Below are 23,012 nucleotides of genomic sequence, written 5' to 3' on the forward strand. Positions count from 1 at the left end.
TCAGCCACCACTCCCCACCCGGTTGGACCGGGCCAGCAGGAACATCAGGTACGGCGCGCCGACCACACCGGTGACCACACCGACGGGCAGCTGGGTGTCTCCGAACGCGTGCTGCGCGATCAGGTCGGACAGGGCGACCACCAGCGCGCCGATCAGCGCGGAGGTGATCATCGCCGGGCCGGGCGAGCGGGTCAGCCGGCGGGCGATCGGCGGCGCCACGAAGGCGACGAACCCGATCGGCCCGGCCGCGGCCGTCGCGACCGCCGCCATCAGCACCGCGATCACGATCAGCCCGAGCCGGGAGCCCTCGACCCGCAGCCCCAGCCCGTACGCCGTTTCGTCTCCGAGCTGCAGGATTCGCAGCCGGTGCACCAGCACCACCACGAACGGCGCCAGCACCACCAGCGTGATCGCCATCGTCCGGACGTGCGACCAGTCCCGCCCGTTGAGGCTGCCGGTCAGCCAGATCAGCGCCTGCTGCGCGATCTCGACCCGGGCCTTGGTCAGCAGGTACGACGTGACGCTGGTCGCGATCGCGCCGATGCCGATCCCGACCAGGATCAGCCGGTAGCTCGACACGCCGCGCCGCCAGGCCAGCACGTACATCGTGAACGCGGTCAGCAGCGCGCCGAGGATCGCCATCCCGGCCACCGCCGGGCCGGTCAGGCCCAGGGTGACGATCGCGAACACGGCGAACGCGCTGGCGCCGTACGTGACGCCGATGATGTCGGGGCTGGCCAGCGGGTTGCGGGCGATGCTCTGGAAGATCGCGCCGGACATGCCGAGCGCGGCACCGACCAGCAGCGCGGTCAGCGCGCGCGGCAGCCGGAGCCGGTTGACGATGAACTCGGTCGCCTTGTCGCCCTGGCCGAACAGGGTCTTCACGACGTCGATCACGGGGATCTTGAAGTCGCCGAGCGACAGCGAGACGCAGAACGCGGCGAAGACCAGGACGGCGACGACGACCGTGACGACCAGCGTGCGGGCCTGGCGGACGGTGCGGGCGCGGGTGATGACCTGCGCCGGGGTCTCGGTGAGTTGGGTCATCAGAGGTCGGCCAGCTTCCGGCGGCGGACGAGCGCGATGAAGAACGGCGCGCCGATCACCGCGGTGACGATGCCGACCTGGAGCTCGCCCGGCTGGGCGACGACCCGGCCGAGCACGTCGGAACCGAGCAGCAGGATCGGGGCCAGGATCATCGAGTACGGCAGGATCCATCGGTAGTCCGGGCCGGTGATCAGGCGGGCCACGTGCGGGATCGTCAGGCCGATGAAACCGATCGGTCCCGCGGCTGCGGTCGCCGCGCCGCAGAGCAGGACGACGGTGACCGCGGTGAACACGCGGGCCAGGCCGACGCGCTGGCCGAGCGAGCGGGCGACGTCGTCGCCGAGGGACAGCGCGTTCAGCAGCCGGCCGGAGACCAGCGCGAGCACGATGCCGACCAGGATGAACGGCGCGACCTGCGCCGCGATGTTCGCGTCGCGGCCGGCCAGCGAACCGACCGACCAGAACCGGAACTGGTCGAAGGTGTCCACGTCGCCGATCAGCAGCGCGGTGGTCAGCGAGCCGAGCATCGCGGTCAGGGCCGCGCCGGCCAGCGCGAGCTTGACCGGGGTCGCGCCCTCACGGCCGAGCGAGCCGAGCGCGTAGACCGCGACCGATGCCGCCGCCGCGCCCGCGAAGGCCAGCCAGACGTACGCCGTCAGGCTGGTCAGGCCGAACCAGTAGATGCCGCCGACAACGAACAGGGCGGCACCGCCGTTCACGCCGAGGATGCCGGGGTCGGCGAGCGGGTTGCGGGTGACGCCCTGCATGAGCGCGCCGGACAGGCCGAGCGCGGCACCGACCAGGAGACCGATCAGTGTCCGCGGGATCCGCAGCGAGTGCACGATCACGTGGTCGGTGTTCGTGTCGTCGTAGTGGCGCAGCGCGTCCATCACGGTGCCGAACGGGATCTGCTTGGACCCGACGGCGATGCTGAGCAGGCAGACCACGAGCAGCAGCGCGACCGCCACCAGCAGCCCGGCGACCAGGGTGGTCCGGCGGACGGGAGGACGGCGGTTCGTGCCGTCCTGGCTGGGGGTGGCCGGCCTGGTTGCGGCGGCAGGCGGCGAGGTCATTGGACTTTTGGGATCCTCTTAGGTAAGGCTTACCTCTAGACGCCTCAGAATAGCCCGCTCGCCACCGGGACGCATCCGAGGCCCCCTGCTTTGTCACTACTTTCGCGTGGAGACCCTGCGATGACCACAGTGCTCGAGCGTCCCATCACGTTCGACTCCGTTCTCGTGACCGTGGCGGCGATCGAGGACCTCAGCCCGCACCTGCGCCGGGTGACGTTCGTCGCGCCGCGGCTCGCGGACGTCGTACCGGCCGGGCCGGACCAGCGGATCAAGGTGCTGCTGACCCCGCCGAACGGCGGCGAGCTGCGGCTGCCGGTGGGACCGGAGTGGTTCGCGCAGTGGTGCGCGATGCCGGCCGACGAGCGGTTCGTGATGCGCACGTACACGATCCGCGCGCTGCGGCCCGCGGTCGCCGAGCTCGACATCGAGTTCGTCCTCCACGGCGTGAACGGGCCGGCCTCGGCCTGGGTCAGTACGGCGACGGTCGGCGACGAGGTCGGCCTGATCGTCCCCTTCGCGGTTGACACCACCAGTACCCGCGGCCTGCTCCAGTCCGGCGTCGACTACGTGCCCCCGGCAACCAGCCGGCACCGCCTCCTGGTCGCCGACGAGACCGCCCTCCCCGCGGTCGCCACGATCCTCGAGCAACTCCCGGCCGACGTCCACGCCACGGTCTTCGTCCAGGTCCCCGACACCCGCGACATCCGCCCGCTCCCGACCCCCGGCACCGCCGACGTCACCTGGATCACCGGCAACTCGTTGCCCGAAGCCCTCAAATCCGCCGCGCTCGCGCCGGACGTCGACTTCGCCTGGGTCGCCGGCGAGTCCAGCATGATCAAGACCGTCCGCCGCCACCTGGTCAACACCGTCGGCCTCCCGAAGGCGAGCATCTCCTTCCAGGGCTACTGGAAACGCGGCGAAGCCCAGATCTGAACAGCACAGCGCCCCCGCGGATCTCGCGGGGGCGCTGTCGTGTTGCCGCTGGGTCAGCTCGGGTTCTCTGCGTGGGTGAGGGTCTCCCAGGCGACGAAGAGGTTGTTGGAGCCGGACGGGCGGCGGGACTCGGTGAGGGCCTGGGTGTTGGCCATCGCGATGCCGAGGCGGGTGTGCAGGCCGTTGTAGCCGACCTCGGTGACCGGGCCGAGGCCGCGCTTCAGGGTGCCCTTGCAGAGCCAGGACGGGACCGGCTCGAGGTTGCGCTCCCACTTGGACTGGAAGCCGAGCGCCTGGCGCAGCCGCTCACCGAACTCGGGGTACAGGTTCTCGCCCTGGATGTACGACGTCTCCATCACGTGCGAGATCGCGGAGATGCCGTAGCCGGTGTGGACGAAGTCGCGGCAGGTCTCCTGGGTGAGGCCGGTGACGAAGGTGCCCTGGCCCTGCCAGTAGGCGACGATCTTGTCGCGGGTGTTGAGGTTCTGCGACGGCTTCGTCTTCGGCAGCGCCCCGTCGGACTCCAGGTACACGAACGCGGGCGTCCGGACCCGGAACAGCGAGATCGCCTTGTCGTACACGGCCTTGTCGTCCAGGAACACCCCGATGCCCTGGATCGCCTCGGTCATGCTCAACTCCCAGTTGCCGTTGGAGTTCGAGCCGTTGATGATCTCGGGCAGGTACACGTTGCGCAGCATCGTCCCGAAGCGCCCGGCGTTCGGCCAGTTGCCGTAGACGTGCTTGATGATCTCGGCCGCCTTCGGCCACGACGACGCCGACCACGCGGTCTGCAGCGGCGCGTTCGAGTTGGTGTGGTCGCGGATCGTCGCGGACCACGCGTCCATCAGCTGGATCGACTTCTGCGCGTACCGGTCGTCGCGGGTGATGTACCAGACCAGCGCGGTCGTGTACGCCGCGATCGCGTCCTCACGCTCGTCGGTGCAGCCGTAGTTCGGGTTCGAGTACGAGCCGCACTCGACCACCGCGCGCGGTTTCGGCGTCCGGCTGAGTGAGCCGTACGCGCTGTTCTTCGCCTGGTTGTAGGCGTTCGTCCAGGGCTGCGCCCCGGCCTGCACCTTGCCGCGAACGAAGTCGAGTTGTTGCCTGCTCACCCCGACACCGGGGTGGGTGAACGCGCCGGGCGCCAGGACGGCGGACGGCTGGTTCGCGGCGACCGGTTCGGCCTTCGTGGCCGCGACGGCTGGGCTGCTGAGCGTGCCGGCGACGAGCGCGGCACAGGCCGCGGCCAGCAGGATCGGTTTGGTTCGCATGGGCGGATGTCCTGTTCTCCGGGGGCGGGAGGACACTGCGATTCCCCCATTACCGCAGGGTCTTTTCGGAAGTTTGACGACACAGGGTGAACACGTCAATATCCAAAGACGAAGAAACTTCACTGTGGAACAAAATGCTGATTTGTCCCACTCCTCTGGAACGAAGTGAGGTCTTGTCCCATGAAAAGACGCCAGTTCCTGACCCTCGGAACCGTCGCCATGGCCGCCCCGGCACTACCCTCCGTAACCACCACCGCGTACGCCGCACCGCCCTCCGACGTGGTCCCGTCGCGGGCCCAGATCACCGCCCTGGTCCGCCGCGTCGCCGACCAGTGGATCGCCACCCACGCCGACTCCGGTGACAACGGCTGGGCCCGCACGACCTTCTTCAGCGGCCTGATGGCGGCGTACCGGCTGACCGGCGAGAAGCGCTACCTCGACTACACCCGCAGCTGGGCCGAGAAGCACCGGTACGGGATCCGCGAGGGCGTCCAGACCCGGCACGCCGACAACCACAACGCGATCCAGGCCTACCTCGACCTGTACGACGTGGAGCCGTCGCCCGACAAGCTGACCGCCGCGACCGAGACGCTGCGCCGGATGGTTGCCGGCAGCAAGATCGACGACTGGTGGTGGGACGACGCGCTGCACATGGCGATGCCGCCGTTCGCCCGGATCGGGCGGCTGCGCAACGATCCGGCGTACTGGTCGAAGCTGTACCAGCTGTACAACGACACCAAGCGGCGCCGCGGGTTGTGGGTGCCGTCGAGCGGGCTGTGGTACCGCGACGACCGGTTCCTGCCGGGCAAGATCGTGTCGCCGAACGGCAAGCCGGTGCTGTGGTCGCGCGGCAACGGGTGGGTCGCGGCGGGACACGTGAAGACGCTGAAGGCGTTGCCTGCTGGACAGGCGAACGTCGCGGAGTACAGATCGACCTTGACCCAACTGGTCGGTGCGTTACGGCCGATCCAGCGCGGCGACGGCTTCTGGAACGTCAACCTGGGCGATCCCGATCACCTGCCGGGGCCGGAGACGAGCGGGACGGCGTTCTTCTGCTACGCGACGGCGTACGCCGTGAAGGCCGGATTGGTGCCGTCGGCAACCTTCCGGCCGGTGGCCGCGAAGGCGTGGAACGGGATGGTCGCCACCGCTGTCCACCCCGACGGCTTCCTCGGTTACGTCCAGAAGGTCGGCGACCGGCCGGAGTCGAGCCAGCCGGTCAACTACCAGTCGACCGCCGACTTCGGGGTCGGTGCGTTCCTGCTGGCCGGTGCAGAACTCGCGACGCTGACCAGCTAGTTGTCAGTTGGCGTGCGCGGCGAACTCTTCGTCGCGTACGCCGGCTGCTTCCAGCACCGTCGCGGCCAGCTGGACGCCGACGCCGCGCAGCGGCTGGGCGCGAACGACCGCGCGGGCCGAGGCGCCGTCGAAGATCATCGTCAGCTGAACAGCCAGCGTGTCCGGGTCCTCGGCACCCGCACGCACGAGCTCGGCGCGGAAGAAGTCGGTCAGCGCCTGCTTGAAGTGCCGCGCGACGACGCTGCCCGGGTGCTCCGGGTTCTTCAGCTCGGTCGCGGTCGAGACGAACGGGCAGCCGAAGAAGTCGTCGTCGGCCGCGCGCTCGTCCTCGCGCTCGAAGACCGACAGGATCCGGGCCCGCGGCGAGCGCTCGTCGTCCGGGCTCGGCAGCAGCAGCGCGTTGTAGAACGGCCCACGGGCGGCCAGGCTCTCCGCGATCACCTCGTCCTTGGACCGGAACAGCTGGTACATCGACTTCTTCGACACCCCGGCGGCCTTGCAGAGTGCGTCCACGCCGATGCTCACGCCGTCGCGGTAGAACAGTTCGCTCGCGGCCTCCAGCAGCCGCTCGCGGGATGTCGCCTGGCTCTTCATACGTCGAGCGTACCGCTCCGTTTTGATCGAATAAACCGATCGGTGTATGTTCTGTGGAAACGGATCGGTTTCTTCTCCCAGAACCCCGGAGCTCACCATGACTTCACTGCACGGCGTCGTCGCCCTCGTCACCGGCGGCAACCGCGGCCTCGGCAAGGCCGTCGTCGACGAACTGCTGGCCCGCGGCGCGGCCAAGGTCTACGCGACCGCCCGCAAGCCCGAGCCGAGCACCGACCCGCGGGTCGTCACGCTCCCGCTCGAGGTCACCGACCAGGCCGCGATCGACGCGCTCGCCGAGGCGGCCCCGGACGTCACCCTGCTGGTCAACAACGCCGGCATGGACTACCCGGGCAACACCTACCTCGGCACCCCGATCGAGGACCTGCGGCACCTGATGGACGTGAACTTCTTCGGCCCGCTGAACGTCACCCGCGCCTTCGTGCCGGTGATCGAGCGCAACGGCGGCGGCCAGATCCTGAACATGCAGTCGGCGCTGTCCTGGGTCGCATGGCACGGCGTGTACGCCGCCACCAAGTCGGCGTTCTGGGCGCAGTCCAACAGCCTGCGGGTGGAGCTGCTCGGCCGCGGCATCGGCGTGACGTCGCTGCACATGGGCTACCTGGACACCGACATGGCCGCGACGATCACCGCCCCGAAGGAGGACCCGGCCGACATCGCCAGGGCCGCGCTGGACGGCGTGGAGGCCGGCGCTCACGAGGTGCTCGCCGACGACACCGCGCGCTTGGCCAAGGGCGCTCCGGGCTCGGCGATCGAGGACGTGTACCCGCAGCTGCTCGGCTGAGCCAGCCCGGCCGGTGGTGACCTGGTCACCACCGGCCCCTGACCTACAGGTGCGCCACCGGGTTCATGCTCTCCTGCGTGGCACCGTCCGGGTCCGTCGAGCGGCTGGTCTCGATCCACTGCGCCGCCTCGGCCGCCCGTTTGTCCTCGTAGTCCGCGACAGCCATCAGCGAGTCGCTTCCGAGCAGCAGCCGCTCCGGCACCTCGTCGCTGTCCACCAGCTGCAGCACGACCTGCGCGACCTTGGCCGGGTCGCTCCCGGACATCCCACTCGACAGGTAGTCGCGGAGCCGGCCGATGGACGGCTCGTACGCCTCACTCACCGGGTAGACCTTCATCGAGGGCCCGGCCCAGTCGGTGGCCATGCCACCCGGCTCCAGCACGGTGACCTTGATCCCGAGCGGGTTCACCTCCCGCGCGAGCACGCCGGAGAACCCGCCGACGGCCCACTTCGACGCCTGGTACGCCGACAGCCCGGGCGCGATCGACCGGCCGCCGGACGACGACACCTGGACGAAGTACCCCGAGCCCTGCGCCCGGAAGACCGGCAGCGCGGCCCGGGTCACGTTGACGACGCCGAACAGGTTGGTCTCGACCTGCGCGCGGAAGTCGTCCATCGGGATGTCCTCGAAGGCGACGAAGTTCGCGTAGCCCGCGTTGTTCACGACCACGTCCAGCCGGCCGAACGCGTCGACCGCGGCCTGGACCGCCGCCTGCGCCGCGGCCAGGTCGGTGACGTCGAGCGCGACGGCGCGTACCTGGTCGCCGTACTGGCTGACGAGGTCGGCGAGCTGCTCTGGCCGGCGCGCGGTGGCGACCACCTGGTGCCCGGCGGCCAGCGCGGCCGTGGCGATCGCGCGACCGAGACCGCGTGAGCTGCCGGTGACGAGAAAGACCTTCATGATGCTCCCTTGACTCCTGACTGACTGGTTAGTTGAAGTGAAGCACGCGCGTCGACGCGAGTCAACTATCTAGTTAGTGAGGTATCATGGGCGCATGGCCGGAGACGCTGAGGCGACCAGGAAGCGACTGCTGCAGGCAGCCCGCAAGGAGTTCGGCGCGTACGGCATCGCCGGTGCGCGGGTCGACCGGATCGCCGCCGAGTCCGGCTCGAACAAGGCGCAGATCTACCACTACTTCGGCAGCAAGGACGGCCTGTTCGACGCGGTCTTCAACGAGATCGTCGAGCACACCGTCAGCGCGACGCCGATCGACCCGACCGACCTCGCGGAGTACGCCGGCCGCCTGTTCGACGGCTACGAGCAGCACCCGGAGATCCAGCGGCTGGCGACCTGGTACCGGCTGGAGCGGGCCGGCACGAACGACCCGCTGGACGCGATCATCGAGAGCAACCGGCACAAGACCGAGGCGATCGCGAAGGCCCAGCGCGACGGCCTGCTGACCACGCGGTACAGCCCGATCGTGCTGCTCAGCCTGGTCATCCACCAGGCCACGCTCTGGGCGAACATGACCCCGGAGTACTCCGCGCTCGTCGAGCAGACCTCGTCGGCGGACCGGCGCAAGATCGTCACCGAGGCGGTCGCCGCGCTGCTGCGGGACTGAGTCGACACGCTTCGACCGGCATTTCGCAGGGAGCTTGCGTAAAATCGGGGAGTGATCGATGTCGTCGCTGTGCTCCGTCCGGAAGATGTAGTCGTCGATTTCCTGTCCGTCCTCGACCCCGCCCGCGGCCGTGAGGTCCACCTGCTCGTCGCCGACCGCGGCACCTACCTGAAGCTGCCGGTGGGGGTCCCACTGGCCGGCCGCCTGGCGCCGCTCGCCGAACTGCTCGCCACCTCCGCCGACGGCGCCAAGCCGTTCTCGCCCGGCGCCGCCGCCGACGCGATCGCGCTGGAGACCGGTGACGTCGAGGCGACCGTCTGGACCCACAACCCGGCCGACAGCCGCGAGCGCCGCGGCCGCTGGGGCCTCGAGCTCGCAGACCTCGTACGCCGGGCGCCGGTGCTGCACGCGGTCGGCGACGCGCAGTGGTTCCAGTGGGTGACCGACACCGACGAGCGGCTCAGCCCGGCGCTGATCGACGCGAAGCTGGACTTCGTCAACACGCACGGCGGGGAGTTGCTCGGGCTGGACGAGGAGGACGAGAACGCGCTGCTCACCGGCAAGGTGCACTCGGTCGAGCGGTTCTTCGGCTCGACACCGGACGAGCGCGCCCGGCTGTTCGCGCTGATGGGGAGCATGGGCGAGAACGCCGCGCTGGTCACCGACCCGTGGGAGTTCGCGACATCGCCGTACGAGCTGGAACGGCTGGACGCGACGGTGGCCTGGGTGCGATCACGGCTGGACCCAGCGGCCGGCCGGGTGATCGAGGTCGGCGCCTGCGAAGGTGCCCTCACCAGCCGGCTAGTCGCCGAGGGCTACTCGGTCGACGCGACCGAGCCCAACCAGGCTTTCTACGAGCGGCTCCGCGAGGTGCGCGGCGACGTGCGGGTCCACCCGCACAGCTACGAGGACCTGACGACGACCCGGCGCCTCACCGGCTCGGCGTACCTGCTGATCGAGATGCTCTACTACGAGCAGGACCTCGCGCTGTTGGACCGCTTCCCCACCGACCACCTGTTCGTGGCGATGGAGCCGATGGAGCTAGCAGCCCGCTCCTGGCCCACTGGTTGGAGCATCGAACAACAGGTCGAGCTGGTCGCACCCCGCTTCGAGCCAGTGGTCGGCGGCCGCGCCTACCTCCGCAAACGCGGCAGCCGCGGCGTACTGCTGCGGCGGCGATGACTCAGTTGCTGACGTAGAGGTCTCGGTCGCGGGTGTACTCCATCGACGCGGCGATGCGGTCGGCCAGGTCGGGGGCCAGGTCGCGTTCGACGATGTGGAGGGCCAGGTCGATGCCTGCGGTGATGCCGCCGGCGGTGATCAGGGTGCCGTCGTCGACGACGCGGTTCTTCTTCAGGACCGGGCCGTACGCCGTGAACTCCTCCCAGGCGTTTCGGTTGGTGGTGGCCGGGCGGCCCTTCACCAGGCCTGCGGCGGCGAGCAGCATCGAGCCGGTGCAGACCGAGGCGATCCAGTCGAGCTGCGGCGCCAGGTCGGCGAGGCGGGCGGGTAGTACGCCGCGCTGTGCTTCCGCCCACGAGCCGCGCTCGGCCCGGTTGAGCCAGCCGCCTCCGGGCACGAACAGCGCGTCCGGAGTACCGAGACCTTCCGGTGCGCGGAACTGCAGGCCGTGCATGCCGGTGACCTCCACCGGGCCGTCCAACCCGACCAGTGCGAGCTCCAGCTCACCAGTGCGCGCCGCTGCGTGGCTCCACACCTCGAACGGGCCCATCACGTCCATCTCGTCCACGCCGTCGAACACCACCATCTCGATCCGCATGCCTCCATCCCACCGGCTGCGGCCGGCCGCGACCAGCCGTCCGGCGGCCGGTCTTCGGGAAGATCTGGCCAGACCGCTGGGCGCAGGGATCGGACCGCTGGGCGCAAGGTGCTCGCACGAACAGTGAGCGGACCGCTACCCATGGTGGAGACATCCCGCCACCGGAGGTCCGTCCATGCCTCGTTCTGCGCCCGCCCGCGCCCTGGTACGTCGCTCCCATGCCGGTTCGCTCATCGCTGTCGCCACCACTGTGCTGGCCGGCGGTGTCTCGCTCAACGCACTGGTCTCTCCGGCCTCAGCCGTCCCTGACACGTCGGCTGCCGCCACCGCCTGCGACAGCGCTGCAGCAGGTTTCACCCCGGTGCTCCAGCTCGACCTGCCCGAGCGCGGCAGCTACCTGAACCAGACCCCGCCGTACAGCCTGGACCGGACCAGCGAGGTCGGCTCCAACTTCGACCGCGTCGGGTACTGCGTCGAGCTGAACGGTCCGGACGGGCCGCAGTGGGTGTGGACCGCCATGGAGCCGTTCAGCTCAACCGCTGCCCGTATCGGCCTGCCGACGCGTCCTGGTGAGTTGGTGCGGCAGCGGGTCGGCGACCTGGAGGTCCGGTCGAACGTGCCGGGCGTGACCAACGGCAGCGGCCAGACCGGCTACCTGGAGATGTGGCCGAACCAGTACCAGGAGAGCGCCAGCACGCAGGTCGCCAACGCCTCGCCGATCACCTTCGACGTGGACGACAACCCGACCTCCCCGCTCGGCTACGGCTCTTTCCAAGTCGGACAGATCGGCGCCGACCGGCCGTCGAGCTTCGCGGCCAAGCAGGTGTTCGCGATCAACACGTTCACCGAGTCGGCCAACGGCGTGCTGTCGCTGGGCATCGGCACCAACCTGAGCGGCCAGCCGGACTGGACGTTCGCCAACAACGCCACGCGGTACTCGCAGCGGCGGCTGACGGCGTACGTGCGCAGCTCGGTGGTGAGCGTGACGGAGTCGCCGCAGGACCGGCAGCTGGTTCCGCGAGACGCCCGCAACGGCGCCGTCGTACCTGTGGCCGGCACTGTGACCAACCCCGGCGTACGGCGGGTGCAGCTGCGCGTGACCGGCGCTGGTCGGACCGAGACCTTCACCTCGTCTTCCAAGTCGTTCCGCTTCACTCCGCGGATCACAGCCGGGCTGCACGAGTACAGCTTCGAGCTGCGGGCCACTGGTCCCGGGCTGGACCGCGTGGTCGCCCGGCGCGACGGCGTGGTCTCCGGCGACGTACTGGTGGTGCAGGGGCAGTCAAACGCGGAGGCGGCCAAGTACAACGGTGCTGCCAACGCGGAGGAGTCGCCGTACCTGCGCAGCTTCGGTACGCCGACCTCCGACGGCACCATCTCGGGCGCCGACCGGGTCTGGCACTACGCGACCGGTGACGTGACCAACCAGTCCGGCTCGGTCGGCCAGTGGGCGATCCGGATGGGCCGGAAGATCGTGGACACCTACAAGGTCCCGGTGGCTCTGTTCAACGGAGCGCACGGCGGCCAGCCGATCAGCTTCTTCCAGCGCAACGACAGCAACCCGGGCGACCTCGGCACCAACTACGGGCGGCTGCGGCAACGACTGCAGGCCGCTGGTGTGCTGGGCAGCGTCAAGGGCGTGCTCTGGTACCAGGGCGAGTCCGACAACGACAACGCCGCAGTGCATGTGGGTGGCTTCAACACGCTGCTGCAGGACTGGCGCAGCGACTTCGGTGCCGCGAAGTACTACGTGTACCAGGTGCGGACGTCGCCCTGCGGCACGACGACGAACATGAACGTCCGCGAGGCCCAGCGACAGCTCGGCGATACCGCCGGAGTGACGCTGCTGTCCACCAACGGGCTGTCGGGCCACGACGGCTGCCACTACGCGTACCTGGGCGGCTACCGGGAGATGGGCGACCACACGTTCGCGGTACTCGGCAGGGACCTGTACGGCGGCCCGTCGGCCGGTGTTGCGCCGCCGAACCCGTCAGCTGTGACTGCTAGCGGCTCGCAGCTCGTTGTACAGCTTCGGTCGTCCGACCCGCTCACGGTGGCGGCCGGAGTTGCGTCTGACTTCGTGCTGGAAGGTGGAGCTGTCACCGTCTCGTCCGTTGCCTACCAGGCCGGCGGCAGGCTCGTGTTGACGCTCTCGGGGCCGGCGACCGGTGTCACGGGTCTCACGTACCAGGGTCATCTTGGCGCCGGCCCGTGGATCACCAACGCGACGGGCGCTGGTTTGCTCGCCTTCAAGCTGCCCGTCACCTGATCCAGGACGCGGCCGGCGCCCACCGCCCCGAGGCACCGGCCGCGTCTTGCTTGTGGTGGTTGCGTGGGGCTGGGGTTGCTGGTTGGCTACCGGCTGGCCGGGGTGGTTGCGCTTCTGGCGACGTACGGTAGATGGCATGTCGGGTACAGGGGGACAGCCTTCAGCGCCGCTGGAGGTGGAGGAGCGGATCGGGCCGTATCGGCTGATCCGCCGGCTCGGGCAGGGCGGCATGGGTGTGGTCTACCTGGCCGAGGGGCCGCAGAAGCGTGAGGTTGCGCTCAAGGTGCTGCGCTCGCACGTGGCGCACGACCCGACCGCGCGGGCGCGGCTGGAGCGGGAGGCGACGACGCTGCGGCGGATCGACCACCCGGGGGTCGCCGGCGTGCTCGACTACGACCTGCAGGGCGACCGGCCGTACCTGGTGACGCGTTTCATCCCGGGGCGCCCGCTGGACGAGCAGGTGGACGACAGGGGTCCGCTGACGCCGCAGCGGTGGTTGCCGCTGGCCGGCTGTCTGGCTGAGTCGTTGCAGGCGATCCACGCGGCCGGGGTGATCCACCGGGATCTCAAGCCGGGCAACGTGATGATGTTCAACGGCAAGCCGGTGATGATCGACTTCGGGATCGCCCAGGCCGCCGACGACCTGCGGCTGACCCAGACCGGGCTCGTCATCGGTACGCCGGGCTACCTGGCGCCGGAGCTGATCGAGGGCGAGATGGTGTCCGAGTCGGCCGACTGGTGGGGCTGGGCGGCCACCGCGGCGTACGCCGCGACCGGGCGGCGCCCGTTCGGCAAGGGCCCGTTCGAGGTCGTGCTGAGCCGCGTCCACAGCGGCCAGGCCGACCTGGAGGGCCTCGACCCGCGGCTGAAGCCGCTGCTCGCCGCCGCGCTTTCCCCGGACCGCCGCAACCGCCCGACCCAGATCGAGATCATGGCCGGCCTCAACCGATACGCCGAGGGCCGCGACGCCCTGGTGCCGGCGGCCGAGGAGAAGACGGTCCTGACGGCGCCGGAGACCATCCAGCTGCACCCGCCGACCACGGTGATGTCGGCAGCAGAAGCAGGCACGCAGGTGCTGGGCGACGGCACGCAGGTACTTGCTGACGGCACCCGGGTGCTCCCGGACGGCACGCACGTCAGGGCCGACGGCACGCAGCTACTGCCGGACGGAACCCGCGTGATGCCCGACGGCACTCGCCTCATGCCCGGCGAAGACCCCTCCGACCCGGCCGCTGTCGCTCAGCTCGTCCCCGCGGTCATCCCACCGCTCTCAGCCTTCGCCCCTCTCCGCGACAAGCTCCGCGACGTCGCCGCCGAGCAGAAGGCCGCCCGCCTCGCCGCCAAAGCAGCAGCCGTCCCGGTCCACCCGGCGACGTACAGCCCGGTCCCCGGCGCCGCAGCTCCAGCAGCGATGCCGCTCCCGTACCAGTCGGCTCCCGGCGGGCTCGGCGGCCCGGCGACCGGGCCGAACTACGCCCCACCCTCCAACTACCCGGTCCCCCAGCAGCAGCACCAACCTGTCCAGAAGCAGAACCGAGCACTCGAGCAGCGCCCGTCAGGCCCGCCGCTCCCGCCCGCCTCCCGCGGCGGCCTGCTCTTCGCGCTCCTGCTCGCGTTGGCCGCGCTCATCGCCGTACTGCCAGTCCTCGGCATGCTGGTCGCTGCCGCGCTGACAGTGCTCGCCCGCATGGTCGACAAGTCCAGTACGGCGCTGCTGCGCCGCCGGGAGGCTCGCGGCTACCGCGGCAAGTCCGACGGCCTGGTCGCCGTCGCCGCCAGCCCGGTGCACCTCACCAGCGCCGCGCTCGTCTCACTCCCCGCCGCGCTGCTGCCGCTGATCGTCGGCTTCACCGTCGGCGGCATCACCACGCTGGTGATCGCCATGGCCAAGGGCTTCGAGTGGCCGCTGCTCGCTCCGATCAGCATCGCCGTCGGCGCGGTGTTCGGCCTGATGAGCGCCTGGGGCGGCCCGGGCGGTTCGTCACTGCGCCGCGGCGCCAGGGCCGGTCTGCGGACGATGTTCCGCCCGGCCTGGCTCAGCACGCTCGTCACGGTCGCCCTGCTGGTCGTGGCCGGCGTACTGGCCCTCCGCGGCTACCAGAGCGGCACGAACTGGACCCCGCTCGCGAACGCCTTCGAGCTCCCGCAGCTGCCCAGCCCCACGCTCGGCGACCTGCGCCAGCTCCCGGTCATCCGCGACCTGCCGTTCATCAACTAGAAAGGCGCTCCCCAGCAGCTGGGGAGCGCCTTGTTCTAACGGATCAGATCCGGTCGTCCAGCATCACGATCTGCGAGCGCTCCGGCCCGACACCGACCGCCGAGATCGGCGCGCCACTCATCGCCTCGACCGTGCGGATGTAGGTCTGCGCGTTCTTCGGCAGGTCGTCGAAGCTGCGGCAGCCGGTGATGTCCTCGCTCCAGCCGTCGAGCTCCTCGTAGACCGGCTTCGCGTGGTGGAAGTCGGTCTGCGTCATCGGCATCTCGTCGTGCCGGACGCCGTTCACGTCGTACGCGACGCAGACCGGGATCTTCTCGCGCCCGGTCAGCGTGTCCAGCTTGGTCAGCACGAAGTCGGTGACGCCGTTGACCCGGGCGGCGTACCGCGCGATCACCGCGTCGTACCAGCCGCAGCGCCGCGGCCGCCCGGTCGTCGTCCCGAACTCGAAGCCCTGCTGGCGCAGCCACTCACCGTCGGCGTCCAGCAGCTCGGTCGGGAACGGCCCCTCGCCGACCCGCGTGGTGTAGGCCTTGACGACCGCCATCACCCGGTCGATCCGGGTCGGCGGGATGCCCGCGCCGGTGCAGGCGCCCGCGGAGATCGCGCTCGACGACGTGACGAACGGGTACGTCCCGTGGTCGACGTCGAGCAGCGTCGCCTGCCCGGCCTCCATCAGCACCGTCTTGCCGGCGTCCAGCGCCTTGCCGAGCAGCAGACTCGTGTCGGCGACCATCGGGCGCAGCCGCTCGGCGTACCCGAGCAGCTCGTCGAGGACCTCGGAGATCTCGACCGCGCGCCGGTTGTAGACCTTCACCAGCAGCTGGTTCTTCTGCTCCAGCGCGCCGGTGATCTTCTGCTCGAGGATCTTCTCGTCGTACAGGTCCTGGATCCGGATCCCGATCCGGTTCATCTTGTCGGCGTACGTCGGCCCGATGCCGCGGCCGGTGGTGCCGATCCGGCGGCTGCCGAGGAACCGCTCGGTCACCTTGTCCAGCGTCCGGTTGTACGGCGGGATGACGTGCGCGTTCGCGCTCACCACCAGCCGGCTGGTGTCGACCCCGCGGGCCTGGAGCGCGTCCAGCTCCTCGAACAGGACGCTCAGGTCGACCACGACGCCGTTGCCGATCACCGGCGTCACGCCCGGGGTCAGGATTCCGCTGGGCAGCAGGTGCAGCGCGTACTTCTCGGTGCCGATGACAACGGTGTGGCCGGCGTTGTTGCCGCCGTTGAACTTCACCACGTAGTCGATCGCGGTCCCGGTGTTGCCGAGCAGATCGGTCGCCTTGCCTTTGCCCTCATCGCCCCACTGGGCGCCGACGAGCACGATTGCGGGCATCTCAGCCCTCCTCTTCAACGCGTCGACCGGCGGCTTCGCCGCCGATGGCCGGCCGCTGACTGTATCCCTAAGGAAATGGTGAAGCCCGGACGCGTTCACCAGACATTCATCCGGCAGGCGTTCCAGGCTCTTACGACCGAAGCCTACCGGACCCCGGGTCCGTGCAGAGCTTTCCGCGTCAGTGACGTCGGCCTCGGGACGGGCTTGCGATTTTCGGTGATCACGTGCACACTCTTAGTCAGCGGCCCGCCGAAACTGCCGCAGGGGACGGTTCCGGCGGGCCGCTTCCTCATGTCCGGGACAGTCTCATGTCCTCGAGGCTTCTGTTGCCCTAGGCGTCCAGTCCTTCCGGGTTCGACGCCAGCCACTCCTTCACCCGCCGGTCGGCCTCCTCCGGCGAGACGTCCTCGACCTTGGTCAGGATCGCCCACCGGTGCCCGAACGGGTCGATCACCGTGCCGTACCGGTCGCCGGTCATGAACGTCGACACCGGCTCGACCTGCGTCGCCCCGGCCGCGACCGCTCGCGCGAAGGTCGCGTCGACGTCCGGCACGTAGTGCACCAGCGACGAGTGCACCCACTCGCCGTTCGGTGCCCGCAGCCCGATCTGCGGCATCTGGTCGCTGAGCTGCAGCATCGAATTCCCGAACCGCAGCTCGGCCTGTCCGAGCCGGCCGTCGGACATGTCCTGCCGGCTGACCACCTCGGCGCCGAAGACCTCGGTGTAGAACTCGATCGCCTTCGGCCCGTTGTCGACGGCCAGGTACGGCGTGAGCGAGTGATAACCGTCGGGGACGGGGTTTACCGTGTTCGTCGTCATGACGTTCAGTCAACGCCGTACCGGCCCGCCCGGTCTTGGAAGAAAGCGACAGCCAGCGTGACGCAGCCCCCGGACAGCGAGAAGGGCATCCTGCACCCGCAGGAGCAGGCCCGGCACCGCTCGCTGACCCGGCTCGCGCCCGGTCCCACGGTCGGCCGCTTCGTCGAGTGGTACTGGATCGTCGAGTGGGACCTCGGTACGCCGTACGTCGCCGAGGTGCTGCCCTACCCGAGCGTGAACGTCACCTTCGAGCAGCCCGGCGGCGCGTTCCTGAACGGGGTCTGCACCCGCAAGTTCGAGCGCGAGCTGACCGGCCGCGGCCGGGCGTTCGGGGTCAAGTTCTGGGCCGGCGGCTTCGGCGCGCTGACCGGGCGCGACGTCGCGTCGTTCCGCGACCAGGTGCTGCCGCTGACCGACGTGTTCCCGGACGCCGACCGGCTCGCCGACCTGATGTTCGCCGCCGAGACCGACGTACGCCGGCGCGCCGTGGTCGAGGCGTACCTGGCCGACCACCTGGTCGCCGACGACCCGTCGTACGCGCTGGTCCGGGAGATCGTCGCCGCGATGGCCGAGGACCGCTCGATCACCCGGGTCGACCAGATCACCGAGCGGTTCGGCGTACCGATCCGCACGCTGCAACGCCTCTTCCGCCGCTACGTCGGCGTCGGCCCGAAGTGGGTGCTGCGCCGCTACCGCCTGCACGACGGCGCCGAGCTGCTCGCCCGCGGCCAGGTCACCGAGCTCGCCGACCTGGCCGTCGCGCTCGGCTACTTCGACCAGGCCCACTTCACCCGCGAGTTCAAGGACCACATCGGCCTGACCCCGACCGACTACGCCGCACGGACCACTGCCGAGCGGCAGATCACCTATCGCTGACGAAACCGATCGACTTTTAGGCGAGACAGATCTAATGTCTCTTCAGCGAAAGGGGTGCTAGTGGCACACATTACGGGCGATGAAGACCTCGAAGAATTCATTAAATACCTCGACGCGAAGCCACCGAACGAGCAGATTGGCCGGCTCATACTCGAAGGATCCCGCCTTGAGACCAACTTGAGGATCCTCGCGCAGGAGCACGGAATGAGTCGCGTAGACGCGATCCGGAAGAAGAAGATGCCTGATATCCTCAAGCATCTGAGATCGAAGGGCGAGGAGGAAGATTTCCTCAACCAGTGCGCTGCAGCGATCGAGAAAAGGCACCTGGCCGCGCACGGGATCTGGTTCAATATACTTGGCCGAGGAGCGGCACTACTGAGAGCCGCCGACGACGAGGAAGTATTCCGCGGCCCTCTAGTGACAGAGTCGGATTTGACTAAGTGGGCAGACACTTTGAGAGATCTCGCCGATCATCTCGAAGCCAAATCGATTTAATTGTGGACTCGTCGCCTGACTGACGCCCCGAACAGCGTCGCCGTGACCGCCGCCGCGAGGGCGAGCGCGAAGCCGTGGCGCGGAGAGTGAGCGTCGACGACCTGGCCGGCGAAGGCCGCACCGAGGGCGACTCCGGCAGCGCCCCCGGAGTTCAGCCAGGTGAAAGCCTGCGTGAGAACTCTCGGCGCGACCTCCTGCTCGGTGAGCACCGCTGAGAGCGTCTGGATCGGTGCGATCGCCAAGCCTGGAAGGGCCAGCGCCAACCCCAGGGCCAACGGGCTGTCGGCCAAAAGCAGCGGGATCGAGGTCACGGTCAGCGTGGTCAGTGCCAGGACGAACTGTTTCGCGGGCTGCATCGGCCACTGCCTGGCGCCGTAAATGAGGCCCGCGACGAGACTGGCCAGGCTGGTGATCGCGTAGAGCGGACCGGCGAGCGACGGGCTGCCGTCGCCGACCGCGAAGGCGGTGACGGACACCTGCATGCTTCCGAAGAACAATCCCATGCCGACGCTGACTGCGACCAGCGCCAGAAACCCCTTGTGCAGAAGGCGTGCTGAGCTGTCGCGGACCTGTTTGACCGCGGTCGGTGGAGCAGTACCGCGTTGCAGCGCCAGCGAGAGGCCACCACCGACCAGGAGGCTGGTGGCCAGCGCTGAGCCCACTACAGGTGAGGTGAGCGAGCTGACCGTGCCGATGAGCGCTGGGCCGACCATGAAGGCGACACCAGTGCTCAGAGCCTCCAGGGTGAAGGCGGTGTTGAGTCCGGGTTTGCCGCGGAGGGCATGAGCCCAACGGGCTGACGTCTGCGCGCCGACCTGGGGCAGCGTGCCACCGGCGAGCACACCGGCGGCGACGAGGATGCTCTGGGGATGGTGGGTGATGGTGAGAGTGATCAGCAGGGCGACCGCGGCCGCGTGCAGCAGCAGGGTGATCGGCAGCATGCGGGTCTGGCCGTAGCGGTCGATCAGCCGGGCCACCTGCGGCCCGGCGAGCGCTTCCGCGACCGCGAAGCCGCCGGTCACGGTGCCGGCCACGGCGTACGAGCCGGTGGAGCCGTGCACCAGCCAGACGATGCCGAGGCCGGTCATCGCGATGCCGATCCGCGCGGGAGCCGCGGCCAGGAAGAACTTCCACGCGCCCGGCGTCGCGAGGACGCTGCGGTAGCTGGTGCGGGGCGTGCTGATCCGTCCGGTGAGTGCCGGCACGGGTGAGCCTTTCGCTACCCGGCGGGGCGGTGATCTGACCGTGGGCGTCCAGCTCTTTCGGTCCGTCAGTGCCGCCTACAACCGTCCATGTTCGGCAGGAAGCGGGGACGCACGCCGCCTGCCGGCTATGTCACCGGGCAGAACATCGATGAGGGTGTTCTAGCGGGTTCAGTCTACTACGAAGGCCCCAACGCGCAGGATCGGAACGGACTGGCTGCTGCCGACCTCCGCCGCGATCGCGACGTCCTGCGGGAAGCCGTACTGCATCAGCTCCTGCCCACCCGCACACTCGTGCAGCAGCTCCGGCAGCTCACCAGCCACCTCCCGGTACGCCGCGGCCGCCGCTCGCGCTTCCGGCGACAGCGGCCCAACTCCCAGCTCCTGCAGCCTCGCCACGAACGCGCCGGCACCCCACAGGTCTTCCACAGCAGGCCGCAGCGACCCGTCCTTCCAGCGCTCACCTGCAGCGATGGCAACGACTTGTACTGCTTGTGCTGCGGCCCACTCCGCAGCAGCCGCTGCGTTGCGCAGTGACACCGCCAACACCGTCGACCCACTGTCCGCGAGCTGCTGGGAGATCGTGGAGCCGTTGGGCGACGGCAGCACGAGCCGCTCCACACCTGTCGCCTGCCGGATGGTTGCCGGGGACAGGCTGATCCCGTCCGCGCCCGCCTCCGACCGGCCGACAGCAAGCGCGGCCGCGTGCTTCTCGGCGTACTCGATCGCACTGCCGTCGCGCCAGCGGTACGGGAGCACGGTGATGCCGCGGTCGGCGGCGACCGTCACCGAGGTGGTGAACGAGAGGACGTCGACGACCGCGACCACGGCACCGGGTACGGCGGCGGCACCGGCCGATCCCCAGTCGAAACCGACGCGGTACGCGGTCTGTGCGTAAGGGCTGCTCACCGGCGAGATCATTCCCGCCGGCTCAGCACCGGACAAGCAGGTTTCAGCTCAGCACGTCGGCAGCGGTCGGCGACGAGTCGCGCAGGAAGGTGGCGCAGCGCTCGGCCTCCTCCTTCTCGTCGATCACCGCGGCCGCCTTGCCGAGCACCGCCAGGCAGCGCAGGAACCCGCGGTTCGGCTCGTGCTCCCACGGGACCGGGCCGTGGCCCTTCCAGCCGTTGCGGCGGAGCAGGTCGAGCCCGCGGTGGTAACCGGTCCGGGCGTAGGCGTAGGCCTCGATGGTGCGGCCGTCCGCGAAGGCGGCCTCGGCCAGCTGGGACCAGGCCAGCGACGAGGTCGGGTACTTGGCGGCCGCGTCCACCGGAGCGAGTCCGGCGGCGAGTTCCGCCGCGGCCGGGTCCTCGGGGAGTAGGGTCTCGGGAGGACCGCTCAGCAGATTGTTCAATTCCATAGGCACATCTTCGCCGATCACGCAGCCGGCCCGGCACGTGACCGTCTGACGAAATCCGTTGACCGTTCACGTACCGGCCACGGATGCTTGAGACCCTGCGTCGTACCGCCGTGGTTCCCAGCTACGGCCGGAGAGGAGGCACCGGATGAGTGTCATCGTCCTGAACGCGTCGTACGAACCGCTGCACACCGTCTCGATCCAGCACGCCATCCGGATGCTGGTGCGCGAGGTGGCGGTGGTCGAAGAGGCGCACGGCGAACGGACCATCGGCCCTTTTCCGGTTCCACGGGTGCTGCGGCTGGTGCGCTACGTGGTCACCCACTGGCGCTACGCGGCCGGCCGGATGAAGTACAGCAAGCACGGCGTGCTGCGGCGGGACAGGTTCCGGTGTGCCTACTGCGGGCTGGACAACGCCGACACCATGGACCATGTCCAACCCAGATCCAGGGGCGGCCGCACGGAGTGGCTGAACGCGGTCGCCGCCCATGCCGCCTGCAACGAGCGGAAGGGCAACCGGACGCCGTCCGAGGCCGACATGCCCCTGCTGTGGCAACCCTGGGTACCGACCCGCGCCGAGCTCGTCATAGAGACATGACGGGCCTTTTTTATGCCCTTTTCCGGGGTCGTCCACAGCTTGGGTGAAGGCCGCCGCCGGCGGCGCTGATCGCGGCATCTTCTGAGGTGTGAACCCAACTCTCTCCGTGCTCCGCGCGATCCGCGGCGGCGTCTTCACCCGCGCCGACGCCCGCGCCTGCGGCTACTCCGACCCCGACATCGACTCCTTCCTCAGCACCGGCGGCTGGCGCCGCGTCCGCCCCGGCCGGTACGCCGTCTTCCGCGACCTGACCCTGGTCACCGACGAGACCCTGCACGTCCGCCGGACGTTCCAGCTCTTGCGCGAGTCGTCGGGCCGGACGGCGAGCCACCAGTCGGCCGCGGCCCTGCACGGTTTGCCCTTGTGGGGCTTGGATCTGACGAAGGTGCATCTCACACTGGCCGAAGTCCCTGAGGTCCTCCGCGGCCGGACGGCCGACGCGACCCGGCGCTCGGGTGGCTCCGGTGGCTCCGGTGGCTCCGGTGGCTCCGGTGGCGGCGACGACGCCATCCGGCGCGGCCGAGCCTCCGGCGACGACGTGGTCCGGCACGTGCGAAGCCCGATCGGCCCCGGCGTCATCTCCTGGAACGGCCTGCGCGTCACCTCACCTCCCCGCACGGTGGTCGAGGTCGCCGCAACCTGCCCGCCGGCTCCCGCCCAGGCAGTCGCCGACGCCAGCCTGTACTCCGGCCTCACCACCCCCAGCGCGCTCCGCAAAGCCGCCGACCACCTCCCCGAAGGCGTCGACCAGGCCCGCACGATCATCACCCGGGCGACCCCCGAGTCAGCCTCGGTCGCCGAGTCCCGCCTGCGCCTCATCCTCGCCGAAGCAGGCCTCCCCACGCCGTCCCCAGCTCCCCCACCAGGCGTCGACGCAGACCAACTCGCCTGTTCGCTCTGGTTCCCCGACGAACGCACCGTCGTCGAGTTCGAACCCCACCGCCCGTACTGGACCGACTCGACCGACGACGGCTCCCCGGCCCTCGCTGCCTACCTGGCCGAGGCGGCAGACCGAGCCTTCGGCGTACCCCGACCTGGTCAGCTCGCCGAGCCCTCCCCCGCCGCCTCCTGCTGGATCGCCTGGCCCGACCTGGACGACCCCGCGACCGTCGCGCACCGCATCCGCGCGACGTTCGCCCAGGCCCACCGCTCGACCGCCGTCCGGCTCTTCCCCCGGAGCCGGCGCAACCCCCGCGCCCCGAGTCCCCGGCGCGGAACAGCCCGACCTCCCCCGCCCCTGTCCCAGCCAGCCCGGCCTCCTGCCCCCTGTCCCGGGCCAGCCCGATCTCCCGCCCCTGTCCCGGGCCAGCCCGATCTCCCGCCCCCGTCCCGGGCCAGCCCGACCTCCCGCCCCCGTCCCCGGCCAGCCCGACCTCCCGCCCCCGTCCCGGGCCAGCCCGATCTCCCGCCCGCGCCCCGACCCAGCTCCCCGCCCCACTGACCACCAGCCCTCAGGAGAAACACCATGGCCAACGACAAC

Annotated in this window: 22 protein-coding genes; 11 read left to right on the top strand and 11 right to left on the bottom strand. The window is 69.9% G+C overall.

The window, feature by feature from the left end; genetic code table 11:
• Both ACZ6Z4_RS19405 and ACZ6Z4_RS19410 read right to left on the bottom strand, forming a co-directional pair.
• The gene (locus tag ACZ6Z4_RS19405; RefSeq protein WP_465565820.1) at window positions 1-1,047 is read right to left on the bottom strand and encodes a FecCD family ABC transporter permease; all 1,047 of its coding nucleotides are present in this window, start codon (window positions 1,045-1,047) and stop codon (window positions 1-3) included.
• Complete coding sequence (locus ACZ6Z4_RS19410; RefSeq protein WP_465565823.1) at window positions 1,047-2,120, bottom strand: FecCD family ABC transporter permease; 1,074 nt, start codon at window positions 2,118-2,120, stop codon at window positions 1,047-1,049. The genes ACZ6Z4_RS19405 and ACZ6Z4_RS19410 overlap by 1 nt, the downstream gene beginning before the upstream one ends.
• 120 nt (window positions 2,121-2,240) lie before the next feature.
• On the opposite strand from ACZ6Z4_RS19410, the gene ACZ6Z4_RS19415 reads away from it, so the two are divergent.
• Window positions 2,241-3,053 carry a siderophore-interacting protein gene (locus tag ACZ6Z4_RS19415; protein ID WP_465565826.1) on the top strand — a complete coding sequence of 271 codons (813 nt, stop codon included), beginning with the start codon at window positions 2,241-2,243 and terminating at the stop codon, window positions 3,051-3,053.
• 53 nt (window positions 3,054-3,106) lie between these two features.
• Here the strand turns inward: ACZ6Z4_RS19415 and ACZ6Z4_RS19420 are convergent, their stop codons facing one another.
• Entirely contained in the window at window positions 3,107-4,324 is a 1,218-nt protein-coding gene (locus tag ACZ6Z4_RS19420; protein WP_465565829.1) for an alginate lyase family protein, read from the bottom strand.
• Window positions 4,325-4,504: 180 nt separating this feature from the next.
• Between ACZ6Z4_RS19420 and ACZ6Z4_RS19425 the strand changes: the two genes are divergently transcribed.
• Complete coding sequence (locus ACZ6Z4_RS19425; RefSeq protein ID WP_465565832.1) at window positions 4,505-5,623, top strand: glycoside hydrolase family 88 protein; 1,119 nt, start codon at window positions 4,505-4,507, stop codon at window positions 5,621-5,623.
• Window positions 5,624-5,626: 3 nt separating this feature from the next.
• Here ACZ6Z4_RS19425 and ACZ6Z4_RS19430 read toward each other — a convergent pair whose 3' ends face one another.
• Entirely contained in the window at window positions 5,627-6,217 is a 591-nt protein-coding gene (locus tag ACZ6Z4_RS19430) for a TetR/AcrR family transcriptional regulator (protein WP_465565835.1), read from the bottom strand.
• A 97-nt stretch (window positions 6,218-6,314) separates the two neighbouring features.
• Between ACZ6Z4_RS19430 and ACZ6Z4_RS19435 the strand changes: the two genes are divergently transcribed.
• Entirely contained in the window at window positions 6,315-7,019 is a 705-nt protein-coding gene (locus ACZ6Z4_RS19435; protein WP_465565838.1) for an SDR family oxidoreductase, read from the top strand.
• Between the two features lie 43 nt (window positions 7,020-7,062).
• Here ACZ6Z4_RS19435 and ACZ6Z4_RS19440 read toward each other — a convergent pair whose 3' ends face one another.
• Window positions 7,063-7,920: an SDR family NAD(P)-dependent oxidoreductase gene (locus ACZ6Z4_RS19440; protein ID WP_465565841.1), complete on the bottom strand. Its 858-nt coding sequence runs from the start codon at window positions 7,918-7,920 to the stop codon at window positions 7,063-7,065.
• A 94-nt stretch (window positions 7,921-8,014) separates the two neighbouring features.
• Here ACZ6Z4_RS19440 and ACZ6Z4_RS19445 point away from each other — a divergent pair, with 94 nt between their 5' ends.
• Both ACZ6Z4_RS19445 and ACZ6Z4_RS19450 read left to right on the top strand, forming a co-directional pair.
• Entirely contained in the window at window positions 8,015-8,581 is a 567-nt protein-coding gene (locus ACZ6Z4_RS19445; RefSeq protein WP_465565844.1) for a TetR/AcrR family transcriptional regulator, read from the top strand.
• 51 nt (window positions 8,582-8,632) lie between these two features.
• Window positions 8,633-9,763 carry an SAM-dependent methyltransferase gene (locus ACZ6Z4_RS19450; protein ID WP_465565847.1) on the top strand — a complete coding sequence of 377 codons (1,131 nt, stop codon included), beginning with the start codon at window positions 8,633-8,635 and terminating at the stop codon, window positions 9,761-9,763.
• A 1-nt stretch (window position 9,764) separates the two neighbouring features.
• Here the strand turns inward: ACZ6Z4_RS19450 and ACZ6Z4_RS19455 are convergent, their stop codons facing one another.
• Window positions 9,765-10,361, bottom strand: a complete 597-nt coding sequence (locus ACZ6Z4_RS19455; RefSeq protein ID WP_465565849.1) for a DJ-1/PfpI family protein — start codon at window positions 10,359-10,361, stop codon at window positions 9,765-9,767.
• A gap of 175 nt (window positions 10,362-10,536) precedes the next feature.
• On the opposite strand from ACZ6Z4_RS19455, the gene ACZ6Z4_RS19460 reads away from it, so the two are divergent.
• On the top strand, window positions 10,537-12,630 hold the full coding sequence (locus tag ACZ6Z4_RS19460) for a sialate O-acetylesterase (protein WP_465565852.1): 2,094 nt from the start codon (window positions 10,537-10,539) through the stop codon (window positions 12,628-12,630).
• A gap of 136 nt (window positions 12,631-12,766) precedes the next feature.
• Window positions 12,767-14,848, top strand: coding sequence for a protein kinase domain-containing protein (locus ACZ6Z4_RS19465; RefSeq protein ID WP_465565856.1), 2,082 nt, complete (start codon window positions 12,767-12,769; stop codon window positions 14,846-14,848).
• Window positions 14,849-14,891: 43 nt separating this feature from the next.
• Here the strand turns inward: ACZ6Z4_RS19465 and ACZ6Z4_RS19470 are convergent, their stop codons facing one another.
• Both ACZ6Z4_RS19470 and ACZ6Z4_RS19475 read right to left on the bottom strand, forming a co-directional pair.
• Complete coding sequence (locus ACZ6Z4_RS19470) at window positions 14,892-16,184, bottom strand: adenylosuccinate synthase (RefSeq protein ID WP_465565859.1); 1,293 nt, start codon at window positions 16,182-16,184, stop codon at window positions 14,892-14,894.
• A gap of 331 nt (window positions 16,185-16,515) precedes the next feature.
• Window positions 16,516-17,004, bottom strand: coding sequence for a VOC family protein (locus ACZ6Z4_RS19475; protein ID WP_465565863.1), 489 nt, complete (start codon window positions 17,002-17,004; stop codon window positions 16,516-16,518).
• A 57-nt stretch (window positions 17,005-17,061) separates the two neighbouring features.
• On the opposite strand from ACZ6Z4_RS19475, the gene ACZ6Z4_RS19480 reads away from it, so the two are divergent.
• Together ACZ6Z4_RS19480 and ACZ6Z4_RS19485 are read left to right on the top strand one after the other, a co-directional pair.
• Window positions 17,062-17,880, top strand: coding sequence for an AraC family transcriptional regulator (locus tag ACZ6Z4_RS19480; RefSeq protein ID WP_465565866.1), 819 nt, complete (start codon window positions 17,062-17,064; stop codon window positions 17,878-17,880).
• 60 nt (window positions 17,881-17,940) lie between these two features.
• Window positions 17,941-18,375, top strand: a complete 435-nt coding sequence (locus ACZ6Z4_RS19485) for a hypothetical protein (protein ID WP_465565869.1) — start codon at window positions 17,941-17,943, stop codon at window positions 18,373-18,375.
• Here ACZ6Z4_RS19485 and ACZ6Z4_RS19490 read toward each other — a convergent pair.
• The 3 genes from ACZ6Z4_RS19490 to ACZ6Z4_RS19500 form a co-directional block, all read right to left on the bottom strand.
• Window positions 18,372-19,580: an MFS transporter gene (locus ACZ6Z4_RS19490; protein WP_465565874.1), complete on the bottom strand. Its 1,209-nt coding sequence runs from the start codon at window positions 19,578-19,580 to the stop codon at window positions 18,372-18,374. The two genes, ACZ6Z4_RS19485 and ACZ6Z4_RS19490, sit on opposite strands and share 4 nt — an antisense overlap.
• A gap of 168 nt (window positions 19,581-19,748) precedes the next feature.
• Complete coding sequence (locus ACZ6Z4_RS19495; RefSeq protein WP_465565877.1) at window positions 19,749-20,486, bottom strand: 2-phosphosulfolactate phosphatase; 738 nt, start codon at window positions 20,484-20,486, stop codon at window positions 19,749-19,751.
• Window positions 20,487-20,529: 43 nt separating this feature from the next.
• The gene (locus tag ACZ6Z4_RS19500; protein WP_465565880.1) at window positions 20,530-20,937 is read right to left on the bottom strand and encodes a DUF3151 domain-containing protein; all 408 of its coding nucleotides are present in this window, start codon (window positions 20,935-20,937) and stop codon (window positions 20,530-20,532) included.
• Between the two features lie 145 nt (window positions 20,938-21,082).
• Between ACZ6Z4_RS19500 and ACZ6Z4_RS19505 the strand changes: the two genes are divergently transcribed.
• Both ACZ6Z4_RS19505 and ACZ6Z4_RS19510 read left to right on the top strand, forming a co-directional pair.
• A complete protein-coding gene (locus tag ACZ6Z4_RS19505) occupies window positions 21,083-21,532 on the top strand; it encodes an HNH endonuclease (protein WP_465565883.1) in 450 nt (149 codons plus the stop codon).
• An 88-nt stretch (window positions 21,533-21,620) separates the two neighbouring features.
• Window positions 21,621-22,973, top strand: coding sequence for a type IV toxin-antitoxin system AbiEi family antitoxin domain-containing protein (locus tag ACZ6Z4_RS19510; RefSeq protein ID WP_465565886.1), 1,353 nt, complete (start codon window positions 21,621-21,623; stop codon window positions 22,971-22,973).
• Window positions 22,974-23,012 lie beyond the last annotated feature (39 nt).

Source organism: Kribbella sp. NPDC104740, from assembly GCF_055583505.1.